21 protein-coding genes are annotated in these 24,790 nt (G+C 58.5%); 10 read left to right on the top strand and 11 right to left on the bottom strand.

Annotated elements, in window-relative coordinates:
- Window positions 1–60: 60 nt before the first annotated feature.
- Window positions 61–366 (top strand): chorismate mutase, encoded by a 306-nt coding sequence (locus BFP92_RS00520; protein WP_065911147.1) that lies wholly within the window; start codon window positions 61–63, stop codon window positions 364–366.
- Between the two features lie 175 nt (window positions 367–541).
- On the opposite strand, the gene BFP92_RS00515 is transcribed toward BFP92_RS00520, so the two are convergent.
- The gene (locus BFP92_RS00515) at window positions 542–832 is read right to left on the bottom strand and encodes a DUF3077 domain-containing protein (RefSeq protein WP_065911146.1); all 291 of its coding nucleotides are present in this window, start codon (window positions 830–832) and stop codon (window positions 542–544) included.
- A 566-nt stretch (window positions 833–1,398) separates the two neighbouring features.
- Here BFP92_RS00515 and BFP92_RS00510 point away from each other — a divergent pair.
- Together BFP92_RS00510 and BFP92_RS00505 are read left to right on the top strand one after the other, a co-directional pair.
- Window positions 1,399–1,755 (top strand): hypothetical protein, encoded by a 357-nt coding sequence (locus tag BFP92_RS00510; protein ID WP_017139297.1) that lies wholly within the window; start codon window positions 1,399–1,401, stop codon window positions 1,753–1,755.
- A 109-nt stretch (window positions 1,756–1,864) separates the two neighbouring features.
- A complete protein-coding gene (locus BFP92_RS00505) occupies window positions 1,865–2,353 on the top strand; it encodes a GreA/GreB family elongation factor (RefSeq protein ID WP_065911145.1) in 489 nt (162 codons plus the stop codon).
- Here the strand turns inward: BFP92_RS00505 and gdhA are convergent.
- Together gdhA and ettA are read right to left on the bottom strand one after the other, a co-directional pair.
- Window positions 2,350–3,687 (bottom strand): NADP-specific glutamate dehydrogenase, encoded by a 1,338-nt coding sequence (gdhA, locus tag BFP92_RS00500; RefSeq protein WP_065911144.1) that lies wholly within the window; start codon window positions 3,685–3,687, stop codon window positions 2,350–2,352. The genes BFP92_RS00505 and gdhA overlap by 4 nt on opposite strands.
- 348 nt (window positions 3,688–4,035) lie before the next feature.
- Window positions 4,036–5,700, bottom strand: coding sequence for an energy-dependent translational throttle protein EttA (gene ettA, locus BFP92_RS00495; RefSeq protein ID WP_056858231.1), 1,665 nt, complete (start codon window positions 5,698–5,700; stop codon window positions 4,036–4,038).
- 284 nt (window positions 5,701–5,984) lie between these two features.
- Between ettA and BFP92_RS00490 the strand changes: the two genes are divergently transcribed.
- Window positions 5,985–9,836 carry a bifunctional diguanylate cyclase/phosphodiesterase gene (locus tag BFP92_RS00490; protein WP_065911143.1) on the top strand — a complete coding sequence of 1,284 codons (3,852 nt, stop codon included), beginning with the start codon at window positions 5,985–5,987 and terminating at the stop codon, window positions 9,834–9,836.
- A gap of 172 nt (window positions 9,837–10,008) precedes the next feature.
- Window positions 10,009–11,262, top strand: coding sequence for a serine hydroxymethyltransferase (gene glyA, locus BFP92_RS00485; protein WP_056858229.1), 1,254 nt, complete (start codon window positions 10,009–10,011; stop codon window positions 11,260–11,262).
- A gap of 196 nt (window positions 11,263–11,458) precedes the next feature.
- Here glyA and yjiA read toward each other — a convergent pair whose 3' ends face one another.
- The 3 genes from yjiA to BFP92_RS00470 form a co-directional block, all read right to left on the bottom strand.
- Window positions 11,459–12,466 (bottom strand): GTPase, encoded by a 1,008-nt coding sequence (gene yjiA / locus BFP92_RS00480; protein ID WP_170875809.1) that lies wholly within the window; start codon window positions 12,464–12,466, stop codon window positions 11,459–11,461.
- A gap of 130 nt (window positions 12,467–12,596) precedes the next feature.
- Window positions 12,597–12,794, bottom strand: a complete 198-nt coding sequence (locus tag BFP92_RS00475) for a YbdD/YjiX family protein (RefSeq protein WP_003176208.1) — start codon at window positions 12,792–12,794, stop codon at window positions 12,597–12,599.
- A 15-nt stretch (window positions 12,795–12,809) separates the two neighbouring features.
- Window positions 12,810–14,876 (bottom strand): carbon starvation CstA family protein, encoded by a 2,067-nt coding sequence (locus tag BFP92_RS00470; protein WP_065911142.1) that lies wholly within the window; start codon window positions 14,874–14,876, stop codon window positions 12,810–12,812.
- A 173-nt stretch (window positions 14,877–15,049) separates the two neighbouring features.
- On the opposite strand from BFP92_RS00470, the gene BFP92_RS00465 reads away from it, so the two are divergent.
- From BFP92_RS00465 to BFP92_RS00450, 4 genes are all read left to right on the top strand, one after another.
- Window positions 15,050–15,418, top strand: coding sequence for a PilZ domain-containing protein (locus tag BFP92_RS00465; RefSeq protein WP_065911141.1), 369 nt, complete (start codon window positions 15,050–15,052; stop codon window positions 15,416–15,418).
- A 386-nt stretch (window positions 15,419–15,804) separates the two neighbouring features.
- Window positions 15,805–16,950 (top strand): mandelate racemase/muconate lactonizing enzyme family protein, encoded by a 1,146-nt coding sequence (locus BFP92_RS00460; RefSeq protein ID WP_065911140.1) that lies wholly within the window; start codon window positions 15,805–15,807, stop codon window positions 16,948–16,950.
- A 25-nt stretch (window positions 16,951–16,975) separates the two neighbouring features.
- On the top strand, window positions 16,976–17,905 hold the full coding sequence (locus tag BFP92_RS00455; protein WP_065911139.1) for a LeuA family protein: 930 nt from the start codon (window positions 16,976–16,978) through the stop codon (window positions 17,903–17,905).
- A 38-nt stretch (window positions 17,906–17,943) separates the two neighbouring features.
- Window positions 17,944–18,690, top strand: a complete 747-nt coding sequence (locus tag BFP92_RS00450) for a sulfite exporter TauE/SafE family protein (protein WP_065911138.1) — start codon at window positions 17,944–17,946, stop codon at window positions 18,688–18,690.
- Window positions 18,691–18,715: 25 nt separating this feature from the next.
- On the opposite strand, the gene BFP92_RS00445 is transcribed toward BFP92_RS00450, so the two are convergent.
- The 4 genes from BFP92_RS00445 to katB are packed head-to-tail and all read right to left on the bottom strand — an operon-like array spanning window position 18,716 to window position 23,005.
- Window positions 18,716–19,450, bottom strand: a complete 735-nt coding sequence (locus BFP92_RS00445) for a hypothetical protein (RefSeq protein ID WP_065911206.1) — start codon at window positions 19,448–19,450, stop codon at window positions 18,716–18,718.
- Between the two features lie 26 nt (window positions 19,451–19,476).
- Complete coding sequence (radA, locus tag BFP92_RS00440) at window positions 19,477–20,844, bottom strand: DNA repair protein RadA (RefSeq protein WP_056858224.1); 1,368 nt, start codon at window positions 20,842–20,844, stop codon at window positions 19,477–19,479.
- Window positions 20,845–20,879: 35 nt separating this feature from the next.
- The gene (locus tag BFP92_RS00435; protein ID WP_065911137.1) at window positions 20,880–21,419 is read right to left on the bottom strand and encodes an ankyrin repeat domain-containing protein; all 540 of its coding nucleotides are present in this window, start codon (window positions 21,417–21,419) and stop codon (window positions 20,880–20,882) included.
- Window positions 21,420–21,475: 56 nt separating this feature from the next.
- Window positions 21,476–23,005, bottom strand: coding sequence for a catalase (gene katB, locus BFP92_RS00430; RefSeq protein ID WP_204839894.1), 1,530 nt, complete (start codon window positions 23,003–23,005; stop codon window positions 21,476–21,478).
- 299 nt (window positions 23,006–23,304) lie between these two features.
- On the opposite strand from katB, the gene mscL reads away from it, so the two are divergent.
- Window positions 23,305–23,721 carry a large-conductance mechanosensitive channel protein MscL gene (gene mscL, locus BFP92_RS00425; protein ID WP_056858221.1) on the top strand — a complete coding sequence of 139 codons (417 nt, stop codon included), beginning with the start codon at window positions 23,305–23,307 and terminating at the stop codon, window positions 23,719–23,721.
- 45 nt (window positions 23,722–23,766) lie between these two features.
- Here mscL and BFP92_RS00420 read toward each other — a convergent pair whose 3' ends face one another.
- The gene (locus BFP92_RS00420; RefSeq protein WP_065911135.1) at window positions 23,767–24,543 is read right to left on the bottom strand and encodes a ferredoxin--NADP reductase; all 777 of its coding nucleotides are present in this window, start codon (window positions 24,541–24,543) and stop codon (window positions 23,767–23,769) included.
- Window positions 24,544–24,790: the final 247 nt, after the last annotated feature.

The raw sequence follows: 24,790 nt of genomic DNA, 5'->3' as shown, positions 1-24,790 counted from the left end.
CCGCTCCCACATTTTGCCAGTGCATATCCCAAATACATCGAAATCAGGAGCTCCCTCAACATGGCTGTTAACTGCACCACCCTTGAACAAGTCCGCGAAAACATCGACCGCCTCGACCAACAAATCGTCACCCTGCTGGCCGAGCGCGGCCACTACGTTTCCCAGGCTGCGCGCTTTAAGAAAGACGCCGATGGCGTCAAGGCGCCGCAACGGGTTGAACAGGTGATTGCCAAAGTGCGGGGGTTATCCGAGGAGGTGGGCGCCAACCCTGAGGTCACTGAGCAGGTGTATCGCGCCATGATTGCGGCGTTTATTCAGCAGGAACTGGCTGAACATGCCGCATTGACGACCTACCAGACGACATAACCCCTTTGTGGCGAGCAGGCTTGCCCTGCGTTGGGCTGCGCAGCAGCCCCAAAGTAGTCAACCGAGGAGTGCCAGATACGCCGCACTCCTCCTTATTGGGGCCGCTTCGCAGCCCAACGCAGGGCAAGCCTGCTCGCCACAACAAGCGTGATCGCCACTGCGATAGTGTCAGCCTTTAGGCTGCGGGGGTCATCGCTTGGGTCAGGTCGTCGACGACGGCCTTGCCCATTTCACACAGGTAATGCGCGGCCCAGGCGTATTGCTCGCCGCGCACGTCCATGGCGGCTTCCATGGCGAGTTTTTTGGAATAAAACAGCAGGGTGGAGGCGTGTTCCAGCGCTTCGTCGATCGGCATGCCGGCATTGATGCGGAACAGCGGCTTTTGGTTTTCGCCGTAGTCGCCAAAGGTGACGACGCCGAGGGTGGTGATTGAGGACAGGGGTGGATCGGGGACGACTTTAGACATGGTGTACCTGCTAAGTGAGATAAAGGACCACCAGAGCACGTCGCTAAACATGAAAGGGTGGCAGCTGTACGCAGGTTAGCGAACCGGTCACCTAGACACCCGGCAGATCCGAAGATCTCCCGCGCACAGCCGCCATAACACGATATCGACAGGTATAAAAACCGCCTGCCAAGTGTGTAAAGAGGATGAGTCTCGATGGTTCGGGTCGCTAAACCCGGCCGCTGTTTTCACAGCGGAGCCAGGAGACTAGTGCCCCAAACCCTAAGGCACAATAGGCCAGCGATTCTCTAGGAAACGTCCTGCAAGTTAAAGGGAATCGTCGTTGATGGCCCTTTAATAGATCGTTCCCACGCTCCGCGTGGGCATGCATCCTGTGACGCTCCGCGTCACGATTTCAAAGCGGACGCAGAGCGTCCTGGGCTGCATTCCCACGCAGAGCGTGGGAACGAGCGCTCGTCGTTGATGGCCCTTTAACTCAACACTTTTCTCACCGCCCTTTCACGCCTCCCCGACAATTCCCTGACTAGACTTCCCCTATCAGCCGTAAAGCGGCCAGGGAGTACGCCATGTGGCGGTCTGCGGTAATGCTGTGTGCGCTAGTGTGGTTGTCGGGTTGCCAGTCCACCCATCAGGATTTAATCGCCAAGGGTTATCCTCCGGCCTTTGCCGATGGTTTTGATGACGGTTGCAGCAGTGGTCGCCAGGCGGCGGGTGTGATCAGCGGGGAGTTTCGCAAGAACGTGCCGCGTTATCTGAAGGACCGTGAATACGCCGAGGGCTGGGAAGACGGCTTTCGCCAGTGCAAGGCGATGCGCGAGAACGAAGAGTTGCGCGACTACAAGGACAATCACTGGGATGACCGTGAACGCGCCTGGCAGCAGGAGAAGGATCGCGACGCCGCCCGCGCCTATCGCACGCAATAGGACGCTTTCCTGAAAAGCGGACGCAGAGCGTCCAGGGCTGCATGCCCACGCAGAGCGTGGGAACGATCGCGCGGCGACCATGGCCCAACCTTCATAGAAGGAGAACGTCATGAGCCGAGCTTTTGTAAATGAAGACAACGCCGCCGCCCAGGCCGACCAGCCGGTGGAGCGCCAAGTGAGTGAGCAGCCCAACCGCCTCACCGCGCAAGGGTTGGCGCAGTTGCAAGCCAAGGTTGCGCAGTTGCAGCAGGAACACAGCCTCGAATCCGCCAAGGACGATAAACAACGCCTGGCGGACCTTGAGCGCGATTTGCGCTACTTCAACCAGCGCGTGCAAAGCGCCCAAGTGGTAGCACCGGCCACTTCCACCGACAAGGTGCAGATCGGCAGCTGGGTGACTTTTGCCAACGAGCAGGACGAACACCAGCGCATTCAACTGGTCGGCGAAGACCAGGCTGACGCCCATGCCCACCTGATCAACTGGGGCTCACCGCTGGGCCGCGCATTGCTGGGTGCGCAAGTCGGCGACGAGGTGCTGTGGAAACGCCCCGTCGGCGATCAGTTGATCGAGGTGCTGCGCGTCGAGCCCGAGGTTTAGACGATGCCTTGGGCCAGCATCGCATCGGCGACTTTCACAAAGCCCGCGATGTTCGCGCCCTTCACATAGTTGACCCGGCCGTTTTCTTCGCCGTAGTGCACGCAGGCGTGGTGGATCGACTGCATGATGTTGTGCAGCTTGCTGTCGACTTCGCCTGCGGTCCACAGCAAGCGCATGGCGTTCTGCGACATTTCCAGGCCACTCACGGCCACGCCACCGGCGTTGGAAGCTTTGCCCGGCGCGAACAGAATGCCCGCCTCGATAAAGATATCCACAGCCTCCAAGGTGGTTGGCATGTTGGCGCCTTCGGCCACGCAGATACAGCCGTTGCGCAGCAGCGTGCGGGCGGCTTCGGCGTCGAGCTCGTTCTGGGTGGCGCAGGGCAAGGCGATGTCGCAGGCCAGTTCCCATGGCGTTTTACCGGCACGAAATTCCAGCCCGTAACGAGAAGCCAATTCACTGATGCGCCCGCGCTGCACGTTTTTGAGCGCCAACAGCGCCGACCATTGCTCCTCGGTCAAACCGCTTTCGGCGTACAAGGTGCCTTCGGAGTCGGACAGGGAAACCACCTTGCCGCCCAGGTCCATGACTTTGCGCGCAGCATATTGCGCGACATTACCCGAGCCGGAGACCGCCACGCGTTTACCCTCAACCCGCTGGCCGTTGCGCTTGAGCATTTCTTCAGCGAAGTACACGCAGCCAAAGCCGGTGGCTTCAGGGCGGATCAGGCTGCCGCCGTAGGCCATGCCTTTGCCGGTCAGTACTGAGGTGAACTGGTTGCTCAGGCGTTTGTACTGGCCAAACAGGAAGCCGATTTCACGCGCGCCCACACCGATATCGCCGGCCGGTACATCCACGTCGGCGCCGATGTGGCGGTACAGCTCGCTCATGAATGCCTGGCAGAAGCGCATCACTTCGGCGTCGCTCTTGCCCTTGGGGTCGAAGTCCGAGCCGCCTTTGCCGCCGCCCATGGGCAGCGAGGTCAGGGAGTTTTTGAAGGTTTGTTCGAAGGCGAGGAACTTGAGCACGCCCAGGTTCACCGACGGGTGAAAGCGCAGGCCGCCTTTGTAGGGGCCGATGGCGCTGTTCATCTGGATGCGAAACCCGCGATTGACCTGAACCTTGCCGTGATCATCCACCCACGACACCCGAAAGGTGATCGCGCGTTCCGGCTCGCAGATGCGCTCCAGAATGCCCGACGTCAGGTAGTGAGCGTTGGCCTCAAGAAACGGCCACAGGCTGCGCAGGACTTCTTCTACGGCCTGGTGGAACTCCGGCTGGTCGGGGTCGCGTTTCTTGAGGCGCGAAAGGAAGGATTCGACAGATTCGATCATGGAGAAGTCTCGGCAAATTGATTGTTTTTAAATGAGATTGAGCCGGACCTTAGCAATTCATGTTGCACCTGAAAAGCGCAAAGTGTCGCCTTTGTGAATTTAAATGGTGCTTTATATATAAATTATTGTGATTTCTTGCACCATTAAGGGGATTTCACATCAGCAAATGCACCAACAGGTAAACCGCTATCGCAGGCAAGCCACCTCCCACATTTGATCGGGTTGCCAACTTGAAAGGCGGCCAAAGGTGGGAGCTGGCTTGCCTGCGATAAATCCACCTCGGCCCTCCTGAATTACGCGCAAAAAAAAGCGGAACCCGAAGGCTCCGCTCTTTCAAACCAGCCCAACTCAGGCCAGTTTTTTGTGCCGTACACGGTGCGGCTGGGCAGCAGCATCGCCCAAACGCTTCTTACGGTCCGCTTCGTACTCGGTGTAGTTACCTTCGAAGAACACCGCTTGGGAGTCATCTTCGTAGGCCAGGATGTGCGTCGCGACGCGGTCCAGGAACCACCGATCGTGAGAAATCACAATGGCGGCGCCCGGGAAGTCCAGCAGGGCTTCTTCCAGGGAGCGCAGGGTTTCAACGTCGAGATCGTTGGACGGTTCGTCGAGCAGCAACACGTTGCCGCCTTCTTTCAAGGTGAGGGCCAGGTGCAAGCGACCGCGCTCACCACCGGACAGGTCCTTGACGAACTTCTGCTGGTCGCCGCCCTTGAAGTTGAAACGGCCGACGTAGGTGCGCGACGGGATCTCATAGTTGCCGATGCGGATCTGGTCCGAACCCTCGGAGACTTGCTGGAATACCGTTTTGCTGCCGTCGAGGTCTTCGCGGCTCTGGTCCACACAGGCCAGCTGCACGGTTTCACCGATTTCGATGCTGCCCGAATCCGGAGTTTCCTTGCCCATCAGCATGCGGAACAGTGTGGATTTACCCGCACCGTTACCCCCGATAACGCCGACGATCGCGCCTTTTGGCATGGAGAACGACAGGTTGTCGATCAGCACGCGGTCGCCATAGCCTTTGCACACGTTCTTGAATTCGATGACCTTGTCACCCAGGCGCGGGCCGGCCGGGATGTAGATCTCGTTGGTTTCGCTGCGCTTCTGGAATTCCTGCGACTGCATTTCTTCAAAGCGTTGCAGACGTGCCTTGGATTTGGACTGGCGGGCCTTGGCGCCTTTGCGCACCCACTCCAGCTCTTCCTTCATGGCTTTTTCGTGGGCCGATTGTTGCTTGGATTCGGCCGCCAGACGGTCGGACTTGGCTTCCAGCCAACCGGAGTAGTTGCCCTCGTAAGGGATACCGGCGCCACGGTCGAGCTCGAGGATCCAGCCGGCGACGTTGTCGAGGAAGTAACGGTCGTGCGTGATCGCTACCACGGTGCCCGGGAAGTCGTGCAGGAAGTGCTCCAACCAGGCGACGGAATCGGCGTCCAAGTGGTTGGTCGGTTCGTCGAGCAGCAGCATGTCGGGAGCCGACAGCAGCAGGCGGCACAGGGCCACACGGCGTTTTTCACCGCCGGAGAGGAATTCGACCTTGGCGTCCCACGCAGGCAAACGCAGCGCGTCGGCGGCGACTTCCAGCTGGCGTTCCAGGTTGTGACCGTCGCCAGCCTGCAGGATGGCTTCGAGCTTGGCCTGTTCGGCGGCCAGTTTGTCGAAGTCGGCATCTTCTTCGGCGTAGGCGGCGTACACCTCGTCCAGGCGGGCCTGGGCGTTCTTGATCACGGCCACCGCTTCTTCGACCACTTCACGCACGGTCTTGGTCGGGTCCAGGATCGGCTCTTGGGGCAGGTAGCCGATGTTCAGTTCGGGCATCGGGCGGGCTTCGCCTTCGAACTCGGTGTCGACGCCGGCCATGATTTTCAGCAGCGTGGACTTACCCGAACCGTTGAGGCCGAGCACGCCGATCTTAGCGCCGGGGAAGAAGGACAGCGAAATGTTTTTCAGGATTTCCCGCTTCGGCGGAACAACTTTTCCCAGCCGATGCATGGTGAAGACGTATTGAGCCATGGTGAACCTAGCGTCAGTGACTGATGAATTAAGCGGGCGAAGCCCGTGCAGGCCATGCGCCGCGCGGGCCGTTGACTATCATCAATGCCTGCGAGCGGAAAAAGCCTGAATGTCTGGGGCTGGAACGCCCCCGCGTAACCGGCAAAGCTACCTGAATGCGCTTGGGCAGTCCAGCCAGGCGGGGCTGGCACTTTGCCACAAGGCAAGGCATGCTAGCCGCCCTCCGGGCGTCCGGCTTATAGTGCACGTCGCGCGCCAGTCCAGCCAAACCGCAGGATCACAGCTTGTCCAAAGTCACTCCGCCCACGCCCTTGCGCGCCGCTCATATAGCGCCGGGCGCGCCCCTGCACGGCACTTTTAAAGGCGCGTTGGCGACGCTGGTGCTGATGCTTCTGGCGCTATTGTTCTGGCAACTGCTGGACCAGCTGCAGCAAAACCAGAAAAACCAGCAGCAATACACCATCGACTACAGCGCCGACCTGGCTGAACAGATCAGCCTGAACATGGCCCTGAGCGCGAAAATCGCCCTGAACCTGCTGCCGATGGTCGAGCCGCCGCGCAACGACGAACAGCAACAGGCCTTGATGCGCACCTTGCAACGTTCGCTGCCGGAGCTGCGCAGTGTCGCCCTGCTCGCCCCCAGCGGCGCGCTGATCAGTGACAGCGCCAAAGACAGCCAGGACCGCGCCTGGCTCGAGGAACTGGTGCAGCGCAGCCACTCGCAACCTTATTACCTGAGCAACAACGCCGACGGCACCCTGATCTATTTGTTGCTGCAGCAGCCCAGTGGCGGCTCGAAAATGTACTGGGCCTTGCGCCTGGCGCCCAACTACCTGAGCAACCTCACCCGCCAGGACGGCCAGGGCCAGCGCCCGATGTGGGCCATCGAGAACCGCCTGAACCACCGCGTGGTCAGCCGTGACAATGGCATGCCCGCACAGTGGGCCTCGGCGCTGACGCCGGATGAATTGAGCAAAAGCGTACTGGTCACGCCCCTGAGCAAAAGCGACTGGCAATTGCGCGGCCTGTTCGACCGCAGTGCGGTGCTGCAACAACTGCTGCCGGCGTTTATCGGTAAATGCCTGCTGGGCCTGGCGTTCTCGCTGATCCCGCTGATCGTGCTGCTGAACATGCGCCGCCGCCAGCGCCAGGTGCATGAGGGCCGCCGGCGTTACCAGGATATTTTCGAAGGGACCGGCGTGGCCCTGTGCGTGCTGGACCTGTCGGAGCTCAAGGCGTTTTTTGACAAAACCCGGGAGCAGACTCGCGAGCAATTGCAGGCCTGGCTGCACAATAACACCGCAGAACGTCAGCAATTGCTCAGGGAATTGCGCATTACCGAAGTCAACCAGGTGGCCGTGCGCCTGTTGAATGTTGGCTCATGCGAGGAAGCCTGGGAACGCCTGATCGATGATTGCCCACGCAATGCCACCGCCATCGGCTATCAAGTGCTTGAGGCGGTGCTGACCCAGCAAAAGCAGCTGGAGCTGGAAATCCAGCTCAATGACGTCGCCGGTAACGATCAATACCTGTGGCTGGTGATGCGCCTGCCGGAGCAGCAGGACGACTTCAAGGCCGTGATCCTCAGCATCAACGATATCACCAGCCGCAAGCTGATCGAGCTGTCGCTGGTGGAGCGCGAGAGTTTCTGGTCGGACGTGGTGCGCACCGTGCCGGATCACCTGTATGTGCAGGACGTGATCAGCCAGCGCATGATTTTCAGCAACCACCATTTGGGCCACACCCTCGGCTACAACAAGGCCGAACTGCAGCAAATGGGCGAGTACTTCTGGGAAATCCTGTTGCACCCCGAAGATGCCGAGTACTACCACGACTTGCGCCAACGCCAGCGTGAGGTGGGTTACACCACGCAGTTACAGTGCCAGTTGCGCTTTCGTCATCGCAATAACCAGTGGCGGCGCTTTGATATCCGCGAGCAGGCCCTGGCCCGCGACAAAACCGCGGTGGTCACGCGCATCATCGGCGTGGCCAAGGACATCACCGACCAGATTGAAGCCAGCGAATCCCTGCGCGACAGCGAGCAGCGCTACCGCATGCTGGCCGAAAGCATCAGTGACGTGATCTGCTCCACCGACAGCCAGTTGGCCCTCAACTACGTCAGCCCGTCGGTCAACGCCGTGCTGGGTTATGACGTGGACTGGGTGTTCAAGAATGGCTGGCAGTCGATCATCGCCAACCCGCAGCAACTGGCCGGCATTTACAGCCTGATGGAACAGGTCAGCCGTGCCCTGGGCGACGCCGCCGCGCTGAATACGCTGCGCGATCAAGTGCATACCCAGCTGTTCCTGTTCGACTGCCTGCGCGCCGATGGCCGCAAGGTACCGATCGAGATGCGCCTTGTGCTGGTGTGGGATGAACACGGCGCGTTCGAAGGCATCCTTGGTGTGGGCCGTGACATCAGCCAGCAACGCCGCGCCGAAAAAGACCTGCGCATGGCGGCCACGGTATTCGAGCACTCAACCTCGGCGATCCTGATCACCGACCCGGCCGGTTATATCGTGCAGGCCAACGAGGCGTTCAGCCGCGTCAGCGGCTATGCCGTGGCGGATGTGCTCGACCAGTTGCCGAACATGCTCACCGTCGACGAACAGCAGGAAGCCCACCTGCGTTACGTGCTCAAGCAGTTGCACCAGCACAGTACCTGGGAAGGTGAAGTGTGGCTCAAGCGTCGCAATGGCGAGCATTACCCGGCCTGGGTCGGCATTACCGCCGTGTTCGACGATGAAGGCGACCTGGCCAGCTACGTGTGTTTCTTCAGCGATATCAGCGAGCGCAAGGCCAGCGAACAGCGTATCCACCGCCTGGCGTATTACGACGCCCTGACGCACCTGCCCAACCGCACGCTGTTCCAGGACCGCCTGCACACCGCGTTGCAGTCGGCCGAACGGCAAAAGTCGTGGGTGGTGCTGATGTTCCTCGACCTCGACCGTTTCAAACCGATCAACGACTCCTTGGGCCACGCCGCCGGCGACCGCATGCTCAAGGAAATGGCCACCCGCCTGCTCGGCTGTGTGGCCGAAGACGACACCGTGGCGCGCATGGGCGGTGACGAGTTCACCCTGCTGCTGCAACCACGGGTGAGCCGCGAGATGGCGTTGAACCGCGCAATCAGCGTGGCCGAACAGATCCTGGCGAGCCTGGTGAAGCCGTTTGTGCTGGAGGGCCGCGAGTTCTTTGTGACCGCCAGTATCGGCATCGCCTTAAGCCCGCAGGACGGCAACGAGCTGAGCCAGTTGATGAAAAACGCCGACACGGCGATGTACCACGCCAAGGAGCGCGGCAAGAACAACTTCCAGTTCTATCAGGCCGACATGAACGCCAGCGCCCTGGAGCGTCTGGAGTTGGAAAGCGACCTGCGCCATGCCCTGGAACAGAACGAATTCGTGCTGTATTACCAACCGCAGTTCAGCGGCGACGGCAAGCGCCTGACCGGCGCCGAAGCCCTGCTGCGCTGGCGTCACCCGCGCCGTGGGCTGGTGCCGCCGGGGGATTTCATTCCGGTGCTGGAAGAGTTGGGGCTGGTGGTGGACGTGGGCGACTGGGTGATCTCTGAGGCTTGCCGCCAGCTCAAGACCTGGCACCAGAACAAGGTGCGCGTGCCGAAAGTCTCGGTGAACATCTCGGCACGGCAGTTCTCCGATGGGCAGTTGGGCGAGCGTATCGCCACCATTCTCAAGGACACCGGCCTGCCGCCGGCGTGCCTGGAGCTGGAGCTGACCGAAAGTATCCTGATGCGCGAAGTCAACGAGGCCATGCAGATCCTTGCCAGCCTGAAAAACCTCGGCCTGAGCATTGCGGTGGACGACTTCGGCACCGGTTATTCGTCGCTCAACTACCTCAAGCAATTCCCCATCGATGTGTTGAAGATCGACCGCACCTTTGTCGACGGCCTGCCGTCCGGCGAGCAGGACGCGCAAATTGCCCGCGCAATTATCGCCATGGCCCACAGCCTCAACCTGGCGGTGATCGCCGAGGGCGTGGAAACCCATGAGCAGCTCGATTTCCTGCGTGAGCACGGTTGCGACGAGGTGCAGGGTTATCTGTTTGGGCGGCCGATGCCGGCAAATCGGTTTGAGGCGCAGTTCAGTAACGACGCGCTGTTCATGTTCGACTGACCTCCACAGTGGACGCAGAGCGTCCAGGGCGGCATTCCCACGCAGAGCGTGGGAACGATCGGTGGCTAAAGTGAGCGCCACTTGTCCGCGACATGATGTCCTTTCATATGCCATCTAAAACCCATTGAGTTAGAATGCCCTCCTTTTCTGCCCCCGATCCTTGAGGACCGCCATGTTCAGCCGTGATTTGACTATTGCCAAGTACGACGCCGATCTCTTCGCCGCCATGGAGCAAGAAGCCGTGCGCCAGGAAGAGCACATTGAGCTGATCGCTTCGGAAAACTACACCAGCCCTGCGGTGATGGAGGCTCAAGGTTCGGTTCTGACCAACAAGTACGCCGAAGGCTACCCAGGCAAGCGCTACTACGGTGGTTGCGAGTACGTCGACGTGGTTGAGCAACTGGCTATCGACCGTGCCAAGGAACTGTTCGGCGCCGATTACGCCAACGTTCAGCCGCACGCCGGTTCCCAAGCCAACAGCGCCGTGTACCTGGCCCTGCTGCAAGGCGGCGACACCATCCTGGGCATGAGCCTGGCCCACGGCGGTCACCTGACCCACGGCGCCAGCGTTTCCTCCTCCGGCAAGCTATACAACGCCGTTCAATACGGTATCGATGCCAACGGCCTGATCGACTACGACGAAGTCGAGCGCCTGGCGGTCGAGCACAAGCCAAAAATGATCGTGGCCGGTTTCTCTGCCTACTCGCAGATCCTCGATTTCCCGCGCTTTCGCGCTATCGCCGACAAGGTTGGCGCCTACCTGTTCGTGGACATGGCTCACGTAGCCGGTCTGGTCGCCGCTGGCGTCTACCCGAACCCGGTGCCATTCGCTGACGTGGTGACCACCACCACCCACAAGACCCTGCGTGGTCCACGTGGCGGCCTGATCCTGGCGCGCGCCAACGCCGAGATCGAGAAGAAGCTCAACTCCGCAGTATTCCCAGGCGCCCAGGGCGGCCCGCTGGAGCACGTCATCGCTGCCAAAGCGATCTGCTTCAAAGAAGCCCTGCAGCCTGAGTTCAAGACTTACCAGCAACAAGTGGTGAAGAACGCCCAGACCATGGCCAGCGTGTTTATCGAACGCGGCTTTGACGTGGTGTCCGGCGGTACTGAAAACCACCTGTTCCTGCTGTCGCTGATCAAGCAGGACATTTCCGGTAAAGATGCTGACGCCGCACTGGGCAAAGCCTTCATCACCGTGAACAAAAACTCCGTGCCGAACGACCCGCGTTCGCCGTTCGTCACCTCCGGCCTGCGCTTCGGCACCCCGGCTGTGACCACTCGTGGCTTTAAAGAAGCAGAGTGCAAAGAACTGGCCGGCTGGATCTGCGACATCCTGGCAGACCTTTCCAACGAAGCCGTGATCGACGCGGTCCGTGAAAAGGTCAAGGCCATCTGCAAAAAGCTGCCGGTGTACGGCGCTTGATTGCAGTTGCGTGACTGAAAAGCCCGGCTCTTGAGCCGGGCTTTTTTATGCCTGAAAAACGGCTCTCTGACCTGAAACCGAATCAAATGTGGGAGCGGGCTTGCTCGCGAAAGCGGTCTTTCAGTTGATACTTGTGCTAGCTGAACCACCGTATTCGCGAGCAAGCCCGCTCCCACATTTTTGACCGTGTTTCAGGTCAGGACTGGTAGACGCGATGGAAGCCTTCACGGATTTTGTCCTCGGGCAACTCGTCGGCAATAAACACAATCACACTTTCACGCGCCTCGCCCTCGGCCCATTCGCTGTCCCAATCGAAACCGTAGAGCTTGAGCACGCCCTGAAACACCATGCGCCGGTCTTCCCCGGCAATGTTCAGCACGCCTTTGTAGCGCAGCAGCTGTTTGCCGTGATCTTCCAGCAACTCATTCATGAACTCGCTGAGCCGGTCGATATCCAGCGGCTGGTCGGTGCGCAGCACCAGGCTGGAAATACGGTCGATGGATGGCGCGGCACTGACCGGGCGCAGGCTCATGCCGGCGTTGAGGTTGAAACCGCGCACGTCGAGCAGTTCAGCCAGGTCGATTTTGCCGTGGTCGACCACCCGAATCGGCGCGCGGCGGTTGATGCGGGTCAGGCGCTGGCTAAGGGCGTCGAAGGTGGCTTCGTCCACCAGGTCGCGCTTGCTCACCAGCAGGCGGTCGGCAAAACCGATCTGGGCCTGGGCGATGGTCTGGGTCAGGTGATGCTCGGCGTGGGCCGCGTCCACCAGGGTGATGATACCGTCGAGGATGTAGCGCTCGCGCAACTCCTCGTCGATGAAAAAGGTCTGGGCCACGGGCGCAGGGTCGGCCAGGCCGGTGCACTCGATCACCAGGCGGTCGAAGGCGATCTCGCCGCTGTCCAGGCGTTCGAGCAGCAGGTACAGGGCTTTGGTCAGGTCGGTGTGGATGGTGCAGCACACGCAACCGTTGGACAGGGTCATGACTTGTACAGGCTCGGCGCCCAACAGTTGGGTGTCGATGCCGGCATCACTGAATTCGTTTTCGATCACGGCGATTTTAAGGCCGTGCTCGGCTTTAAGCAGATGGCGCAGCAAGGTGGTTTTGCCGGCGCCGAGGAAGCCGCTGAGGATGGTGACGGGGATGGGAGAGGACAAAAAATTCTCCTTGAAGAAACACAGAAACAAATGGGGGAGCAGACCCATGTGGGAGCTGGCTTGCCTGCGATGCAAACAACTCGGTCTATCAGTCAGACCGAGGTGATGCTATCGCAGGCAAGCCAGCTCCCACACAAGCCCGCTCCCACATGGGATCACCGCCAGCCCGAATACCGGGTCAGCAGCACTTGGGCCCACCCTTGCCACCGTAACGGGCTTCCTGGCGTTCACGGAAGAACGCCTTGTAGTCCATCATCGGTTTATCCGGGTGCTTGGTTTGCATATGCTCGACGTAGGTGTCGTAGTCGGGCATGCCGACCATCAGGCGCGCGGCCTGACCGAGGTATTTACCGAGGCGACTGATGTCATTGAACATGGTTGCAATCCTCGTTTACGCGTCCGGTACAGCCTGGAACGGGGCTTCTTTGTCCGTGCGTTCTTTGTTGCTCCAAGCGGCGACGCCGACCTTGAGCGCATAGAACAGGATGCTGAAGACCACGAACAGGAACAGCGCCGTCAGCGTTGCGTTGGTGTAGGCGTTCCAGATCACGTGTTGCATCTGGTCGATGTTCTTGGCCGGCGCGAGGATCTGGCCGTTGGCCAGGGCATCGCTGTACTTCTTGGCCAGCGACAGGAAGCCGATCGCCGGGTTAGCGTCGAACAGCTTGATGAAGCCTGCGGTCACGGTGCAGATCAGCAGCCAGACAGCCGGCAGCATGGTCACCCAGATGTAGCGCTGGCGCTTCATTTTGATCAGCACAACGGTGGCGAGCATCAGCGCGATACCGGCGAGCATCTGGTTGGAGATACCGAACAGCGGCCACAAGGTGTTGATGCCGCCCAGCGGGTCGATCACGCCCTGGTACAGCAGGTAGCCCCACATTGCCACGCAACCTGCCGTAGCAATCAGGTTGGCGGTCCAGGACTCGGTACGCTTGAGCGACGGCACGAAGGAGCCGAGCAGATCCTGGAGCATGAAGCGTCCGGCACGGGTGCCGGCGTCGACGGCGGTCAGGATGAACAGGGCTTCGAACAGAATCGCAAAGTGGTACCAGAACGCCATGGTGTTTTCACCCGGCAGCACACTGTGCAGGATCTGCGCGATACCCACCGCCAGGGTCGGCGCACCGCCGGCACGCGCCAGGATGGTGGTTTCACCGATGTCATGGGCCACTGCCGTCAAAGCTTCCGGGGTAATTGCAAAACCCCAGCTGCTGACGGTTTGCGCCACCGTCACCACGTCAGCGCCGACTACCGCAGCCGGGCTGTTCATGGCGAAGTACACGCCAGGCTCAATGACCGAAGCGGCAACCATGGCCATGATGGCCACGAACGATTCCATCAGCATCGCGCCGTAACCGATGTAGCGCGAGTTGACTTCGTTATCCAGCAGCTTGGGCGTGGTGCCCGAAGAGATCAGTGCGTGGAAACCCGACACCGCGCCACAGGCAATGGTGATGAACAGGAACGGGAACAGGCCGCCCTTCCATACCGGGCCGGTACCGTCGATGAATTGGGTGAGGGCCGGCATTTTCAGCTCTGGCATGGTGACCAGAATGCCGATCGCCAGGGCAATGATGGTGCCGATTTTCAAGAACGTGGAGAGGTAGTCACGCGGAGCGAGGATCAGCCACACCGGCAGTACCGCAGCGACGAAACCGTAGCCCACCAGCATCCAGGTGATCTGGATCCCGGTAAACGAGAAGGCCTTGGCCCACACCGGGTCAGCGGCGATTTGCCCACCCAGCCAGATCGAACCCAGCAGCAACAGCACGCCGATGACCGAGATTTCCCCAATGCGGCCCGGACGGATGTAGCGCATGTACACGCCCATGAACATCGCAATCGGGATGGTCGCCATCACCGTGAAGATGCCCCACGGGCTCTCGGCCAAGGCCTTAACCACGATCAGCGCCAGCACCGCAAGGATGATGATCATGATCAGGAAGCAGCCAAACAGCGCGATGGTCCCCGGAATGCGGCCCATCTCTTCGCGAACCATGTCCCCCAGGGAACGGCCATTGCGACGAGTGGACAGGAACAGCACCATGAAGTCCTGCACCGCACCGGCCAGCACCACGCCGGCAATCAGCCAAAGCGTGCCGGGCAGATAGCCCATTTGCGCCGCCAGTACCGGGCCGACCAGCGGACCTGCACCGGCAATCGCCGCAAAGTGGTGACCAAAAAGAATGTGTTTGTTGGTCGGCACATAGTCCAGACCGTCATTGTTAAGCACTGCAGGGGTGGCCCGCCGTGGGTCGAGCTGCATCACATTGTTAGCGATGAACAGACTGTAGTAACGGTACGCAACCAGGTAGATGGCGACAGCAGCAACCACAATCCACAAGGCGTTGATCGCCTCGCCGCGGCGCAAGGCCACTACGCCCAGGGCGCATGCTCCTACAATTGCCAGCACCAGCCAGGGTAGATGGCGTAGCAGGCTATTATTATTTTTCATTTTTATATTCCAGCCAGGGTGGACAGAAAGACAGCCAGCCCGAGTTTAGCGCTGTTGGCCCTAAAGGCCAGCCCCCTACGTTGGTCTAGAGCCTTGCAACCGTAAAAAAAGCAGAAATAAACGCCCGATGATGGCGCAGGGCTACAATTCCCTTATCCACAGAGGGTTTGACCATGAGCGAACACCCGTCCGATCGCCGCCGTTTCCGGCGTATAGCCTTTGATGCCCGAACGACTATTGCGCAAGACCACTGGAATTGGCCGGTGCAATTGGTGGATCTGTCGCTCAAAGGTTTGTTGGTGCAGCGCCCTGATGATTGGCAGGGCGATCACACTCAGCTGTTTGCTGTGGATATCCGTCTGGATCCGCAGGCGCATATAAAGATGCAGGTAAGGCTGGCCCACGATGATCATGGGCAGTTGGGGTTTGTGTGTGAGCACATAGACCTGGAGTCGATCAGCCATTTGCGGCGGTTGATTGAGCTGAATGTGGGCGATCATGAAGAACTGGAGCGTGAGCTGGGCGCCTTGTTAGAGATTTGAAAACCCTCTAAACCGCAGAGGCGACGGGTGTCTGAATAGATCCACTCACCCGCCAGCCTCCGCTACATCCTCATCAATAAAAGTCATACCTTTAGATCAAATCATCATAACAACCCCGCCTGCACGACCACCTGGAAACATATAAACCCTTCACAAAAACGACATACGTCATTTTAATTAAAACTGTAACAACTCAATCCACATTGAATTCGGTGGGAAAAATATGCAACGCCGCTCCTTTCTTTAAAAAGCAACACTTCCAATAATGAAATTATTTTCATGATCGATCATTAAGACGATACGGTTCGCGCGCTTGATAAAAACACAGTTAATAAACTACATTTCACCTGTCCTTCCAGCCCGGCCCTCTAACAGGATGTTAAAGCATGCTTATTGCCAAAGCCGAAATCTTCTTGACCGAAATCCCCTATAAAAACCCCTACCAAACCGCTACCAACATAACCCCGAAAGGGCGGCATATAGTATTAAAGTTAACCACCGATACTGGCTTGGTAGGTTGGGGAGAGTCCGGAATTATCTCAAGACGCTATCCTGCTCAAGGTGATACTCCCGAAACCATGTTGGCCGTCCTTGAAAGTTATCTATGCCCGGCAATCATTGGAAAAGACCCTTGCGCATTCGAAGTTATCATGAGCCAACTCGACACGCTGATCAAAGGGCATCTATTTGCCAAGTGTGCGATTGATCATGCTCTGTTAGACCTCGCGGGCAAAGTGCTTAACATTCCAGTCTGCAACTTGTTGGGCGGTGCATACAACCTCAGCTATACCGTCAGTCGAAGTTTGCCATTTGCCTCCGCCAGGGAGGTGACTGAGCGGGCACTTGAACTACAGGCACAGGGCTATAACCGATTGACACTCAAAGGTTCCGGGGTACTGGAAGATGACTACGCGTGTTTCAAAGCGGTTAGACATGCGCTAGGCGATCACTTTGAGCTCGAAGTAGACCCCAACTGCGCCTACGACGTCCCCACCGCCATCCAATTTATAAAGCGAATTGAGCAGTATGGCGTTTTCGCTGTCGAGCAACCAACGCCAGGTCATGATATCGCTGGGTTAGCGGAAGTAAAGCGGAATGTAGCAACGACTATCATTGCCGATGAAAGCCTGTTTACCCCTAGGGATCTGAAGGACATCATTAGCCTCAATGCAGCACACGCTATATGTCTGAAACCCTTCAAATCCGGCGGAATATTAGCCTCACGTCGACTGTGTGCCGCTGCTGAAGTTGCAGACCTGCAAGTCAGCACGGGTAGCATGCACCCCTTCGGAATTGGCACTGCAGCTCTTCATCATTTTGTTGCCACGCTCAAAAATGTGGCAACCACCGGCTATGGCTGTCCTGCCGAGAGGTTCGCCGATGATATTGTTGATGAAAGCGGTTATTCATTTTGCGATGGCAGAGTAACACTCGCTATCGACAAACCCGGACTCGGCGTTGAAGTCAACGAAGATAAATTGTTGACGTATTCGTCACAATGCAAAGTCGTCGAACACTCAATGCACCGCTAACCCTCATGACAATGGATTGCTTGTGATGACATTTATTACGCTTGTCGACTCAACGCTGCGAGAAGGAAATCAAGCGCCAGGCGTCAAGCTGACAATCAAGTCGACGCTGGCCATTGGCCAAGCACTCGCGGATGCAGGCATCGACTTTATCGAAGCCGGTCATCCCTATGCATCAAAGCAGGAGTTTGACCGAGTCACCTCACTGGTAAAGTCGAGGCTGGCGAAAAACATACTGGCGCACTCGCGTGCGCATCGCGATGACATTGATGCCGTTTACGCAACGGGGGCTAATTGGATAGGGATATTTGCAGGCATTAATGAGGCCTCCCAAAAATACAGGCTCAGAAAAACAAAAGAAGAGATACAAGAACTTGTCAGGCGTAGCATCCTATATGCTAAATCGCTAGGGCTGAACGTGCGATACACCATTGAGGATGCCTCAAGAACTGATCTGGCAGCATTGATTGAAACCTATAAAATCGCCGAAACCGCCGGCGCCGACCGCATATGTTATGCCGACTCACTGGGCATCTGTGAGCCTTTCAAGGTTCGATCCACAGTTCAGCTGATTAAACAGGCATTACCCAACGTTGACTTAGAAGTGCACTTCCATGATGACAGAGGTTTGGCAATGGCAAATACACTGGCCTCCATCGAAGCAGGCGCTACCTTTGTGTCGTGCACCGTGAATGGCATCGGCGAACGTTGCGGTATCACTGAGACATGTCTACTGATTACAAATCTTCATTTCAATTCAATATTGTGCAGCGGCAAAAGCCAAAAGGTATTAAAACTCAGTAGTCTTGTTTCAAAAGCGATAGGCGACACCTTTGATCGCCGTCGTCCGATCATTGGTGAATATAGCTTTGTGCACACCGCAAAACTGCACCTAACCGCTAATAGCAGGGACCGCAATTGCTACCATTGGGTAGACCCCCTCTACTTGAACGAATAACAATTAATGCACTTCATCAGGGATGCAGGTCTTTCAATATGATTGAGCATGAGTGGCTGATAGGCGCAGGGTTGGTCGTACTGGGTGTTATGACGGGTTTTATCGGCACCAATACCGGCGGCAGTGTATTTCTAACAGTGCCGGTGATGATCTGGCTCGGAATATCCCCACAGGCGTCGATAGCGACAGCCCGTCTGGCATCGGTAGGGACGATGTTTGCCGGATTAAGACACTTTCATAACAATGGAAAAGTGGATTACAGGTTAGCGGCCCCCGCCGCCGCACTTGGGTTGGCTGGCGCCTTGGTCGGTGCAAGTCTGCTCGTGCAAATAGATCCGGCGCTGCTGCATAAAATCATTGGCGGTCTGACACTGCTACTGGTGGGGCTTTCACTCATCAGGAAGCCTCACTCGCCGAAGACGGCCCCTTCTTCGCTCAGGCGCTTTTGCGGGTATATCCTGTTTATTCCCGTCGGCATGATCGGCGGCCTGTTCGGCGGGCAGGCCAAGCTATCAACTTATTTGTATATTATATTTTTTAAAAAAACGATCAGTGAGTCAGTTGGCACACGTAAGGTGGGTGGCCTCATCCTCTCAGTCGGCTCGTTAATAATATTCGGTGTCAGCGGAATTATTAATTGGCAGTACGGGTGTTGCCTGATCATAGGCACGCTATTTGGCGCCAATGCGGGCGCCAAGTTTGCTCTTCAGAAAGGCGATAAGTGGATGGAAAGCGCTTTCAACGTAGTCGTGATTGCCTTGGCGTTGAAAATGATCTTCTGGTAGTGACGCTCTCACGCAAAAGCGACACTCAGGGAAACGCGGCACTCGGGGGGAATTCGCTTTCCGTGTCCCAATAACCCGCCTTCTGACGCGACACGGCCTGCCATTGCCCATCGATAAAACGATAGGTCGTGTAGCGGGTTGCGAAATCATCGTCGCCGTCACCGTCCATAAAGGACGAGACCTGCAGTAACTCATCCGTACCGCCGGCGGCTGACGTAGCGATCTGCCAGGCGGCTTTGCCGGTCTGGGCCAGGGTCAGCGGCTCGACCTTGCCGGCCGAGCCCTTATAGCTCATTGGTTTGAGTTGCTGTTTGGCCGGCAGCAGCAGCTGAGTCGCCGGGCCGCTGTAACTGCCCATCGGCGCCGTCTGGTCGATGCTCAAAAAGTACACAGTGTCCGGCAGGCCTTTAAGCGGGGCCTTCTTGACCTTCGCCAAGGGGTAGCCAAGATCGTCGTGCGCAAGCACAGCGCCGGACGCCGACAGCAAACGTACCTGGGCATTGAGCAACGGGTTTTCCACCAGATCGCCGGGCTCGTCAAATGAGTCCTCATCCAGGCCATTGCCCCAGCTGTCTTTATGCAACTGCGCGCTGATGCGCTGGTCTTCCAGCACCTGCAGCACGCTGCCGTCTGCTGTCGCCAGTTCCTGGGCCAGGCGGTAACCGGCCGGCAGTGGGGCCGACTCAGCCAAGGCAATGTCCGACAACCCGAGCAAGGCCACGAACAGGGCACATACCCCCCAACGATTGGTCTGTTGCATTGCGTTCATCCCTGATTGCTCCACGGTTATTCGAACAGTGCATCCAGCGCCTGTTCCAGCCGCGTAACGCCAATAATCTTGATTCCCGGCGGCGATTCCTTCGGCATATTGCCCTTGGGTACGATCGCGCGCTTGAAGCCGTGCTTGGCCGCTTCCTTCAAACGCTCCTGGCCGCTCGGCACCGGGCGCACCTCGCCCGACAGGCCGACCTCACCAAACACCAGCAAGTCATGGGGCAACGGCTTGTTACGCAAACTGGACATCACCGCCGCCATCAATGCCAGGTCGGAGGCGGTTTCCAGCACCTTGACCCCGCCGACCACGTTGAGGAATACGTCCTGGTCATGGGTGGGAATACCGCCGTGACGGTGCAGCACCGCCAACAGCATTGCCAAGCGATTCTGGTCGAGGCCCAGTGTCACCCGGCGCGGGTTGGCCAAGTGGCTGTCATCCACCAGCGCCTGCACTTCCACCAACATCGGGCGAGTGCCTTCCCACGTCGCCATCACCACACTTCCCGGCACTTCTTCCTGGGCACGGGTAAGAAAAATTGCCGAGGGGTTGGAGACTTCTTTCAAGCCTCGGTCGGTCATGGCGAACACGCCCAATTCGTTGACCGCGCCGAAACGGTTCTTCACCGCCCGCAGCAAACGCAAACGACCATCGGATTCGCCTTCGAAATACAGCACGGTGTCGACCATATGCTCAAGCACTCGCGGCCCGGCCAAGGCGCCCTCTTTGGTCACGTGGCCCACCAGAAAAATCGCCGTACCGCTCTGCTTGGCATACCGCACCAGCAGCGCCGCACTTTCGCGCACCTGGGACACGCCGCCGGGTGCCGATTGCAGCTGCTCGGTGAAAATCGTCTGGATCGAGTCGATCACCATGACCTTGGGTTTTTCGATACGGGCCGTGGCGATGATGCTTTCGATGCAGGTTTCGGTCATGACCCGCAGTTGATCCTGGGGCAAGCCCAGGCGACGGGCGCGCATGGCCACTTGCTGCTGGGACTCCTCACCCGTGACGTACAGCGCCGGCATGCGGCTGGCAATGCTGCACAGGGTTTGCAGCAGGATGGTCGATTTGCCGATGCCGGGGTCGCCGCCGATCAGCACCACCGAGCCGTCCACCAGCCCGCCGCCGAGCACGCGGTCCAGCTCGCCGGACGCCGTGGAGAAACGTGGGATTTCCTCGACGCTGACTTCAGCCAACGTCTTGATCTGCGCCTGTTGCCCGGTCCAGCCGGCGCGGCCGGTGGGGGCTGCGGCGCCGCCGCTTTCGATCATGGTTTCCGTCAGGGTGTTCCATGCACCGCACTCGGTGCACTGGCCGGCCCACTTGGGAAAGGTCGCGCCGCACTCGGTGCAGCCGTACATGCGCTTGGCCTTTGCCATTTGAGAACCTCCAACCGAAAAACCGCGATGATAGCTCAGCGCGGCGCCGGGGTCAGGATTTCACCACTGGCCAAACGTGAAGCGCTGTTGCCGATCGGGTCTTCGGCGTTAAGGTCGGCGCCTTTGGCCTTTAACTCATCCAGCAACTCAACGCGCTTGAACAGCCCGGCGTACATGGCGGCGGTCTGCCCGGCGCCGTTGCGCTGGTCGGGGTTGCAGTCGGTGGCGAGCAGGCGCTGGGCGATTTTCAGCTCGCCTTTGAAGATCGCGCCCATGAGGGCGGTGTTACCGCGCTTGTCTTGCACGCAGGCGTCGGCGCCGGCGTTGAGCAGGCGTTCCACGAACGGAGCCTGGCCGTGGTAGGCGGCAAGGATCAGCGCGGTGTAACCCTTGTCATCCTGGGTGTTGAGGCTGTAGCCGGATTCGATAAAGGTGTTGAGCATGTCGATATCGCCACGGCGGGCGGCGTCGAAATAGTAGTTCTGCAACTGGGCCTTGAGCGCGACCGGGTCGGGCGACTCGGCATGGACGACAAAGGCCAGCATGGCCATCAGTAAACCGATAGAAATTCGCATGGGTTTTCTCCAGCTCGGGGTCGACGCCCATCAGCGGGCGCCGACCGTCACCAACGTCAGTCAGTCAGTTTTTCTGCCAGCGCCTTGACGCGCGCCAGGTCGCCTTTTGCCACCTTGGTCACGCCAGTGCCGTACTCAGGGTCAGCCTTGTAGAGGAACGACAGGATGATGTGCTTGCTTTCGTCATCGGTGGTGGCCAGGGAGCCGCCGAAGTTGTCGATCAAGTCCTGACGCTCTTTCTTGCTATAGGAGCGGTACAAGTCACCGGCCTGTTTGAAGTTCTGCTCGCGCTGGATCTTGGCCTGCTGGGTGCTGCCCGACAGCGCCGACTGGCTGTAGCGCGCGGCTTGCGGCTCTTCACGCGGCAGCAGGCGGCTTGGCTGGTAGTTCACGCCCGTGGTGGTGTTGCCGGTGTTCATTGCGCCATCCTGGTTACCGTTGTTGACGGTGACGCGAGGTGCGTTGATCGGCAGTTGCAGGGCGTTCGGCCCCAGGCGGTACATCTGCGTGTCGGCGTAGGAGAACACCCGACCTTGCAGCAGGCGGTCTTCCGACGGCTCAATGCCCGGCACCAGGTTGGCCGGGGCCATGGCCACTTGCTCGGTTTCCTGGAAGACGTTGGCCGGGTTGCGGTTCAGCACCATCTGCCCGACTTTGCGCTCCGGTACGCCAGGCCAGATCTTGGTGGCGTCCAGTGGGTCGAAATCAAACTTGGCCAAATCCTCAGGCTTGAGCACTTGCACGTACAGGTCCCACTTGGGGAAGTCGCCTTTGTTGATGTGAGTGACCAAATCGTTAGTCATATGGCTGTAGTCACGCCCCTGCACATCGGTTACTTGCTTGGGGTCCAGGTTCTTGATGCCCTGCAGGCTCTTCCAGTGGAACTTGACGTAGTGCACTTCGCCCTTGGCGTTTATCAACTTGTAGGCATGTACGCCGTTGCCGTCCATTTCGCGATAACTGGCGGGCGTGCCGGAGTCGGAATACAACTCGGTGAGTGTGCGGGTGGATTCTGGAACATGGGAGAAGAAGTCGAAACGACGGGAGTCATCGTCGAGGTTAGTGCGCGGGTCCGGTTTGAACGCATGGACCATATCCGGAAATTTGATGGCGTCGCGGATAAAGAACGTCGGGAAGTTATTGCCTACCAGGTCCCAGTTACCTTCGCTGGTGTAGAACTTGGTGGCGAAACCGCGCGGGTCACGCAGGGTTTCCGGGGAATGGTTGCCGTGCACCACCGCCGAGAAACGCACGAATACAGGGGTGGCTTCACCGGCTGCGAAGACTTTGGCTTTGGTCAAGTCGCTGAGGTTGTCAGTAACGGTAAACGTGCCGTGGGCGCCGGTGCCACGAGCGTGAACCACGCGCTCCGGGATACGTTCACGGTCAAAGCGCTGCAGCTTTTGAATAAGTTGCACGTCTTGCAACAGCACCGGGCCATTGGCCCCGGCGGTTTGTGAATTCTGATTGTCCCCCACGGCGGCGCCGTTATCGCGGGTCAGGTTGGCGGCGTGTACGGAAAGGGACAGCAGGCTGACAGTGACCAGTGCCAGCGCATATCGCGCTGAAACAGGCCCGCGGCTCATTGACGTGTTCATCGAGGTTTCCTCTGGTTTTTTTAGCGCACATTCAGTTGTGCTTGCCAGAGGCTAGTGACCTGCGGGTCAGAAGATAAATAGAAAAACACCACCGGGCTGATTAAGAAAAAAGTGTGGTAAGACCCTGAATTGAAGCGTATTCCGCGCGCGATTGGTGGCACTTTGCAAACTATTTGCGATTTAATGGGTCGATAAAAATTGACAGTGTTAACGGTTGTGTCGAGCGAGCAGGCTACGACTGACTTACACTGACCTCCACCCTTCTCATCTGTAACAAGGAATAACCTATGGGCGTGATCAGTGAGTTCAAGGCCTTCGCGGTCAAAGGTAATGTGGTCGATATGGCCGTCGGTATCATCATCGGCGCCGCGTTCGGAAAAATCGTTTCCTCGTTTGTAGGCGACGTGGTGATGCCACCCATTGGTCTGCTGATCGGTGGTGTGGACTTCGGGGACCTGGCGATAACCCTCAAGGCCGCGCAGGGTGACGTGCCCGCCGTGGTCCTGGCGTATGGCAAGTTTATCCAGAGCGTCATCGACTTCGTGATCGTCGCCTTCGCCATCTTCATGGGCGTGAAAGCCATCAACCGCCTGAAACGCGAAGAAGCTGTAGCCCCAAGCCTGCCGCCGACGCCGACCAAGGAAGAGCTGCTGCTGGGTGAGATCCGTGATCTGCTCAAAGCACAGAACGACAAGCCGCTTTAACCCGTGTTTGCCTGGAAAAGGCGCCTGTTTCAGGCGCCTTTTTTATTACCAGTAGTTTTCCACCGCCACCTGCCCAGGGCGCCGACTCAGGCTCAGTTGCAGGTCGCGCTGCTTGAGCAATTGGCGGGTGTCATCGACCATCTGCGGGTTGCCGCAGATCAGCACGCGAGAGTGCTCCGGGGTCAGTGCTACGCCGGCAGCGCGCTCCAGCTCGCCATTCTCGATCAGCGTGGTGATGCGCCCGTTGAGCGCCCCTGGGTGCTGCTCACGAGTGACGATGGGAATGTAGGTCAGCTTATGCGCGTACTCGGCCAGGTACTCACGCTCGCCCAGCGTGTCAATCAGCGACTGATACGCCAGCTCCTTGGCCTCTCGGGCGCTGTACACCAGCACGATGCGCTCGAATTTCTCCCAGACCTCGAAGTCCTGCAGAATCGACAAAAACGGTGCCACCCCGGTGCCGGTACCCAGCAGCCACAGATCACGCCCGTCCACAAAGCGGTTCAAGGTCAGATAGCCAGTGGCTTGGCGCTCCACCATCAAGGTATCGCCCACCTTCAGGCGGCTTAATTCACTGGTGAACTCGCCTCCCGGAACCACAATAGAGAAGAAGTCCAAGTGTTCGTCAAATGGCGAGGACACGATGGAATAGGCGCGCCACACCGTGCTGCCGTCCGCCTTGGTCACGCCCAAGCGCACAAACTGGCCGGCGGTAAACCGAAAGCCCGGATCACGGGTGGTGCGCAGGGTAAACAGGCTGGGCGTCAGCGATTGCACCTCGAGCAAGGTCTGGCAGGTAAATTTCTCAGCACTGGCCGTCATGAGGGGCTCCGTTGAACAGGTGCCCTAGTGTCCCTCAAAGTCGCGCAGGGAAACACCGGTGGTTTGTACTGGCATTGCCACGTGCACGGGGGAGCCGTTCGCGTGTTAACGCTCAAATCGAATCTATCCAGTCCAACTAAACATTTAGCTATTTCTCACCTTCCAACAGGCCATTGCCTGTCACTGTGTAGTTAAACCGCTATCAATTTAATATCACTGCCAAAATATTAATTTTATTAGATATTTC

Origin of the sequence: Pseudomonas sp. 58 R 3 (assembly GCF_900006605.1) — a bacterium.
Taxonomy (GTDB): domain Bacteria; phylum Pseudomonadota; class Gammaproteobacteria; order Pseudomonadales; family Pseudomonadaceae; genus Aquipseudomonas; species Aquipseudomonas salomonii.
The sequence above is the reverse complement of the archived record's forward strand: the minus strand, read 5'-3'. Positions and strand labels throughout refer to the sequence as shown.

What these genes read in the sequence shown, in the direction of transcription:
- radA (WP_056858224.1), bottom strand. Translation starts at nt 20,844, where the DNA reads ATGGCAAAGGCCAAGCGCATGTACGGCTGCACCGAGTGCGGCGCGACC.
- yjiA (WP_170875809.1), bottom strand. Translation starts at nt 12,466, where the DNA reads ATGGGTCTGCTCCCCCATTTGTTTCTGTGTTTCTTCAAGGAGAATTTT.
- BFP92_RS00435 (WP_065911137.1), bottom strand. Translation starts at nt 21,419, where the DNA reads ATGCGAATTTCTATCGGTTTACTGATGGCCATGCTGGCCTTTGTCGTC.
- BFP92_RS00475 (WP_003176208.1), bottom strand. Translation starts at nt 12,794, where the DNA reads ATGTTCAATGACATCAGTCGCCTCGGTAAATACCTCGGTCAGGCCGCG.
- BFP92_RS00470 (WP_065911142.1), bottom strand. Translation starts at nt 14,876, where the DNA reads ATGAAAAATAATAATAGCCTGCTACGCCATCTACCCTGGCTGGTGCTG.
- ettA (WP_056858231.1), bottom strand. Translation starts at nt 5,700, where the DNA reads ATGGCTCAATACGTCTTCACCATGCATCGGCTGGGAAAAGTTGTTCCG.
- BFP92_RS00450 (WP_065911138.1), top strand. Translation starts at nt 17,944, where the DNA reads ATGATTGAGCATGAGTGGCTGATAGGCGCAGGGTTGGTCGTACTGGGT.
- BFP92_RS00465 (WP_065911141.1), top strand. Translation starts at nt 15,050, where the DNA reads ATGAGCGAACACCCGTCCGATCGCCGCCGTTTCCGGCGTATAGCCTTT.
- BFP92_RS00460 (WP_065911140.1), top strand. Translation starts at nt 15,805, where the DNA reads ATGCTTATTGCCAAAGCCGAAATCTTCTTGACCGAAATCCCCTATAAA.
- BFP92_RS00445 (WP_065911206.1), bottom strand. Translation starts at nt 19,450, where the DNA reads ATGCAACAGACCAATCGTTGGGGGGTATGTGCCCTGTTCGTGGCCTTG.
- katB (WP_204839894.1), bottom strand. Translation starts at nt 23,005, where the DNA reads ATGAGCCGCGGGCCTGTTTCAGCGCGATATGCGCTGGCACTGGTCACT.
- gdhA (WP_065911144.1), bottom strand. Translation starts at nt 3,687, where the DNA reads ATGATCGAATCTGTCGAATCCTTCCTTTCGCGCCTCAAGAAACGCGAC.
- BFP92_RS00515 (WP_065911146.1), bottom strand. Translation starts at nt 832, where the DNA reads ATGTCTAAAGTCGTCCCCGATCCACCCCTGTCCTCAATCACCACCCTC.
- BFP92_RS00520 (WP_065911147.1), top strand. Translation starts at nt 61, where the DNA reads ATGGCTGTTAACTGCACCACCCTTGAACAAGTCCGCGAAAACATCGAC.
- mscL (WP_056858221.1), top strand. Translation starts at nt 23,305, where the DNA reads ATGGGCGTGATCAGTGAGTTCAAGGCCTTCGCGGTCAAAGGTAATGTG.
- BFP92_RS00420 (WP_065911135.1), bottom strand. Translation starts at nt 24,543, where the DNA reads ATGACGGCCAGTGCTGAGAAATTTACCTGCCAGACCTTGCTCGAGGTG.
- BFP92_RS00455 (WP_065911139.1), top strand. Translation starts at nt 16,976, where the DNA reads ATGACATTTATTACGCTTGTCGACTCAACGCTGCGAGAAGGAAATCAA.
- BFP92_RS00510 (WP_017139297.1), top strand. Translation starts at nt 1,399, where the DNA reads ATGTGGCGGTCTGCGGTAATGCTGTGTGCGCTAGTGTGGTTGTCGGGT.
- glyA (WP_056858229.1), top strand. Translation starts at nt 10,009, where the DNA reads ATGTTCAGCCGTGATTTGACTATTGCCAAGTACGACGCCGATCTCTTC.
- BFP92_RS00505 (WP_065911145.1), top strand. Translation starts at nt 1,865, where the DNA reads ATGAGCCGAGCTTTTGTAAATGAAGACAACGCCGCCGCCCAGGCCGAC.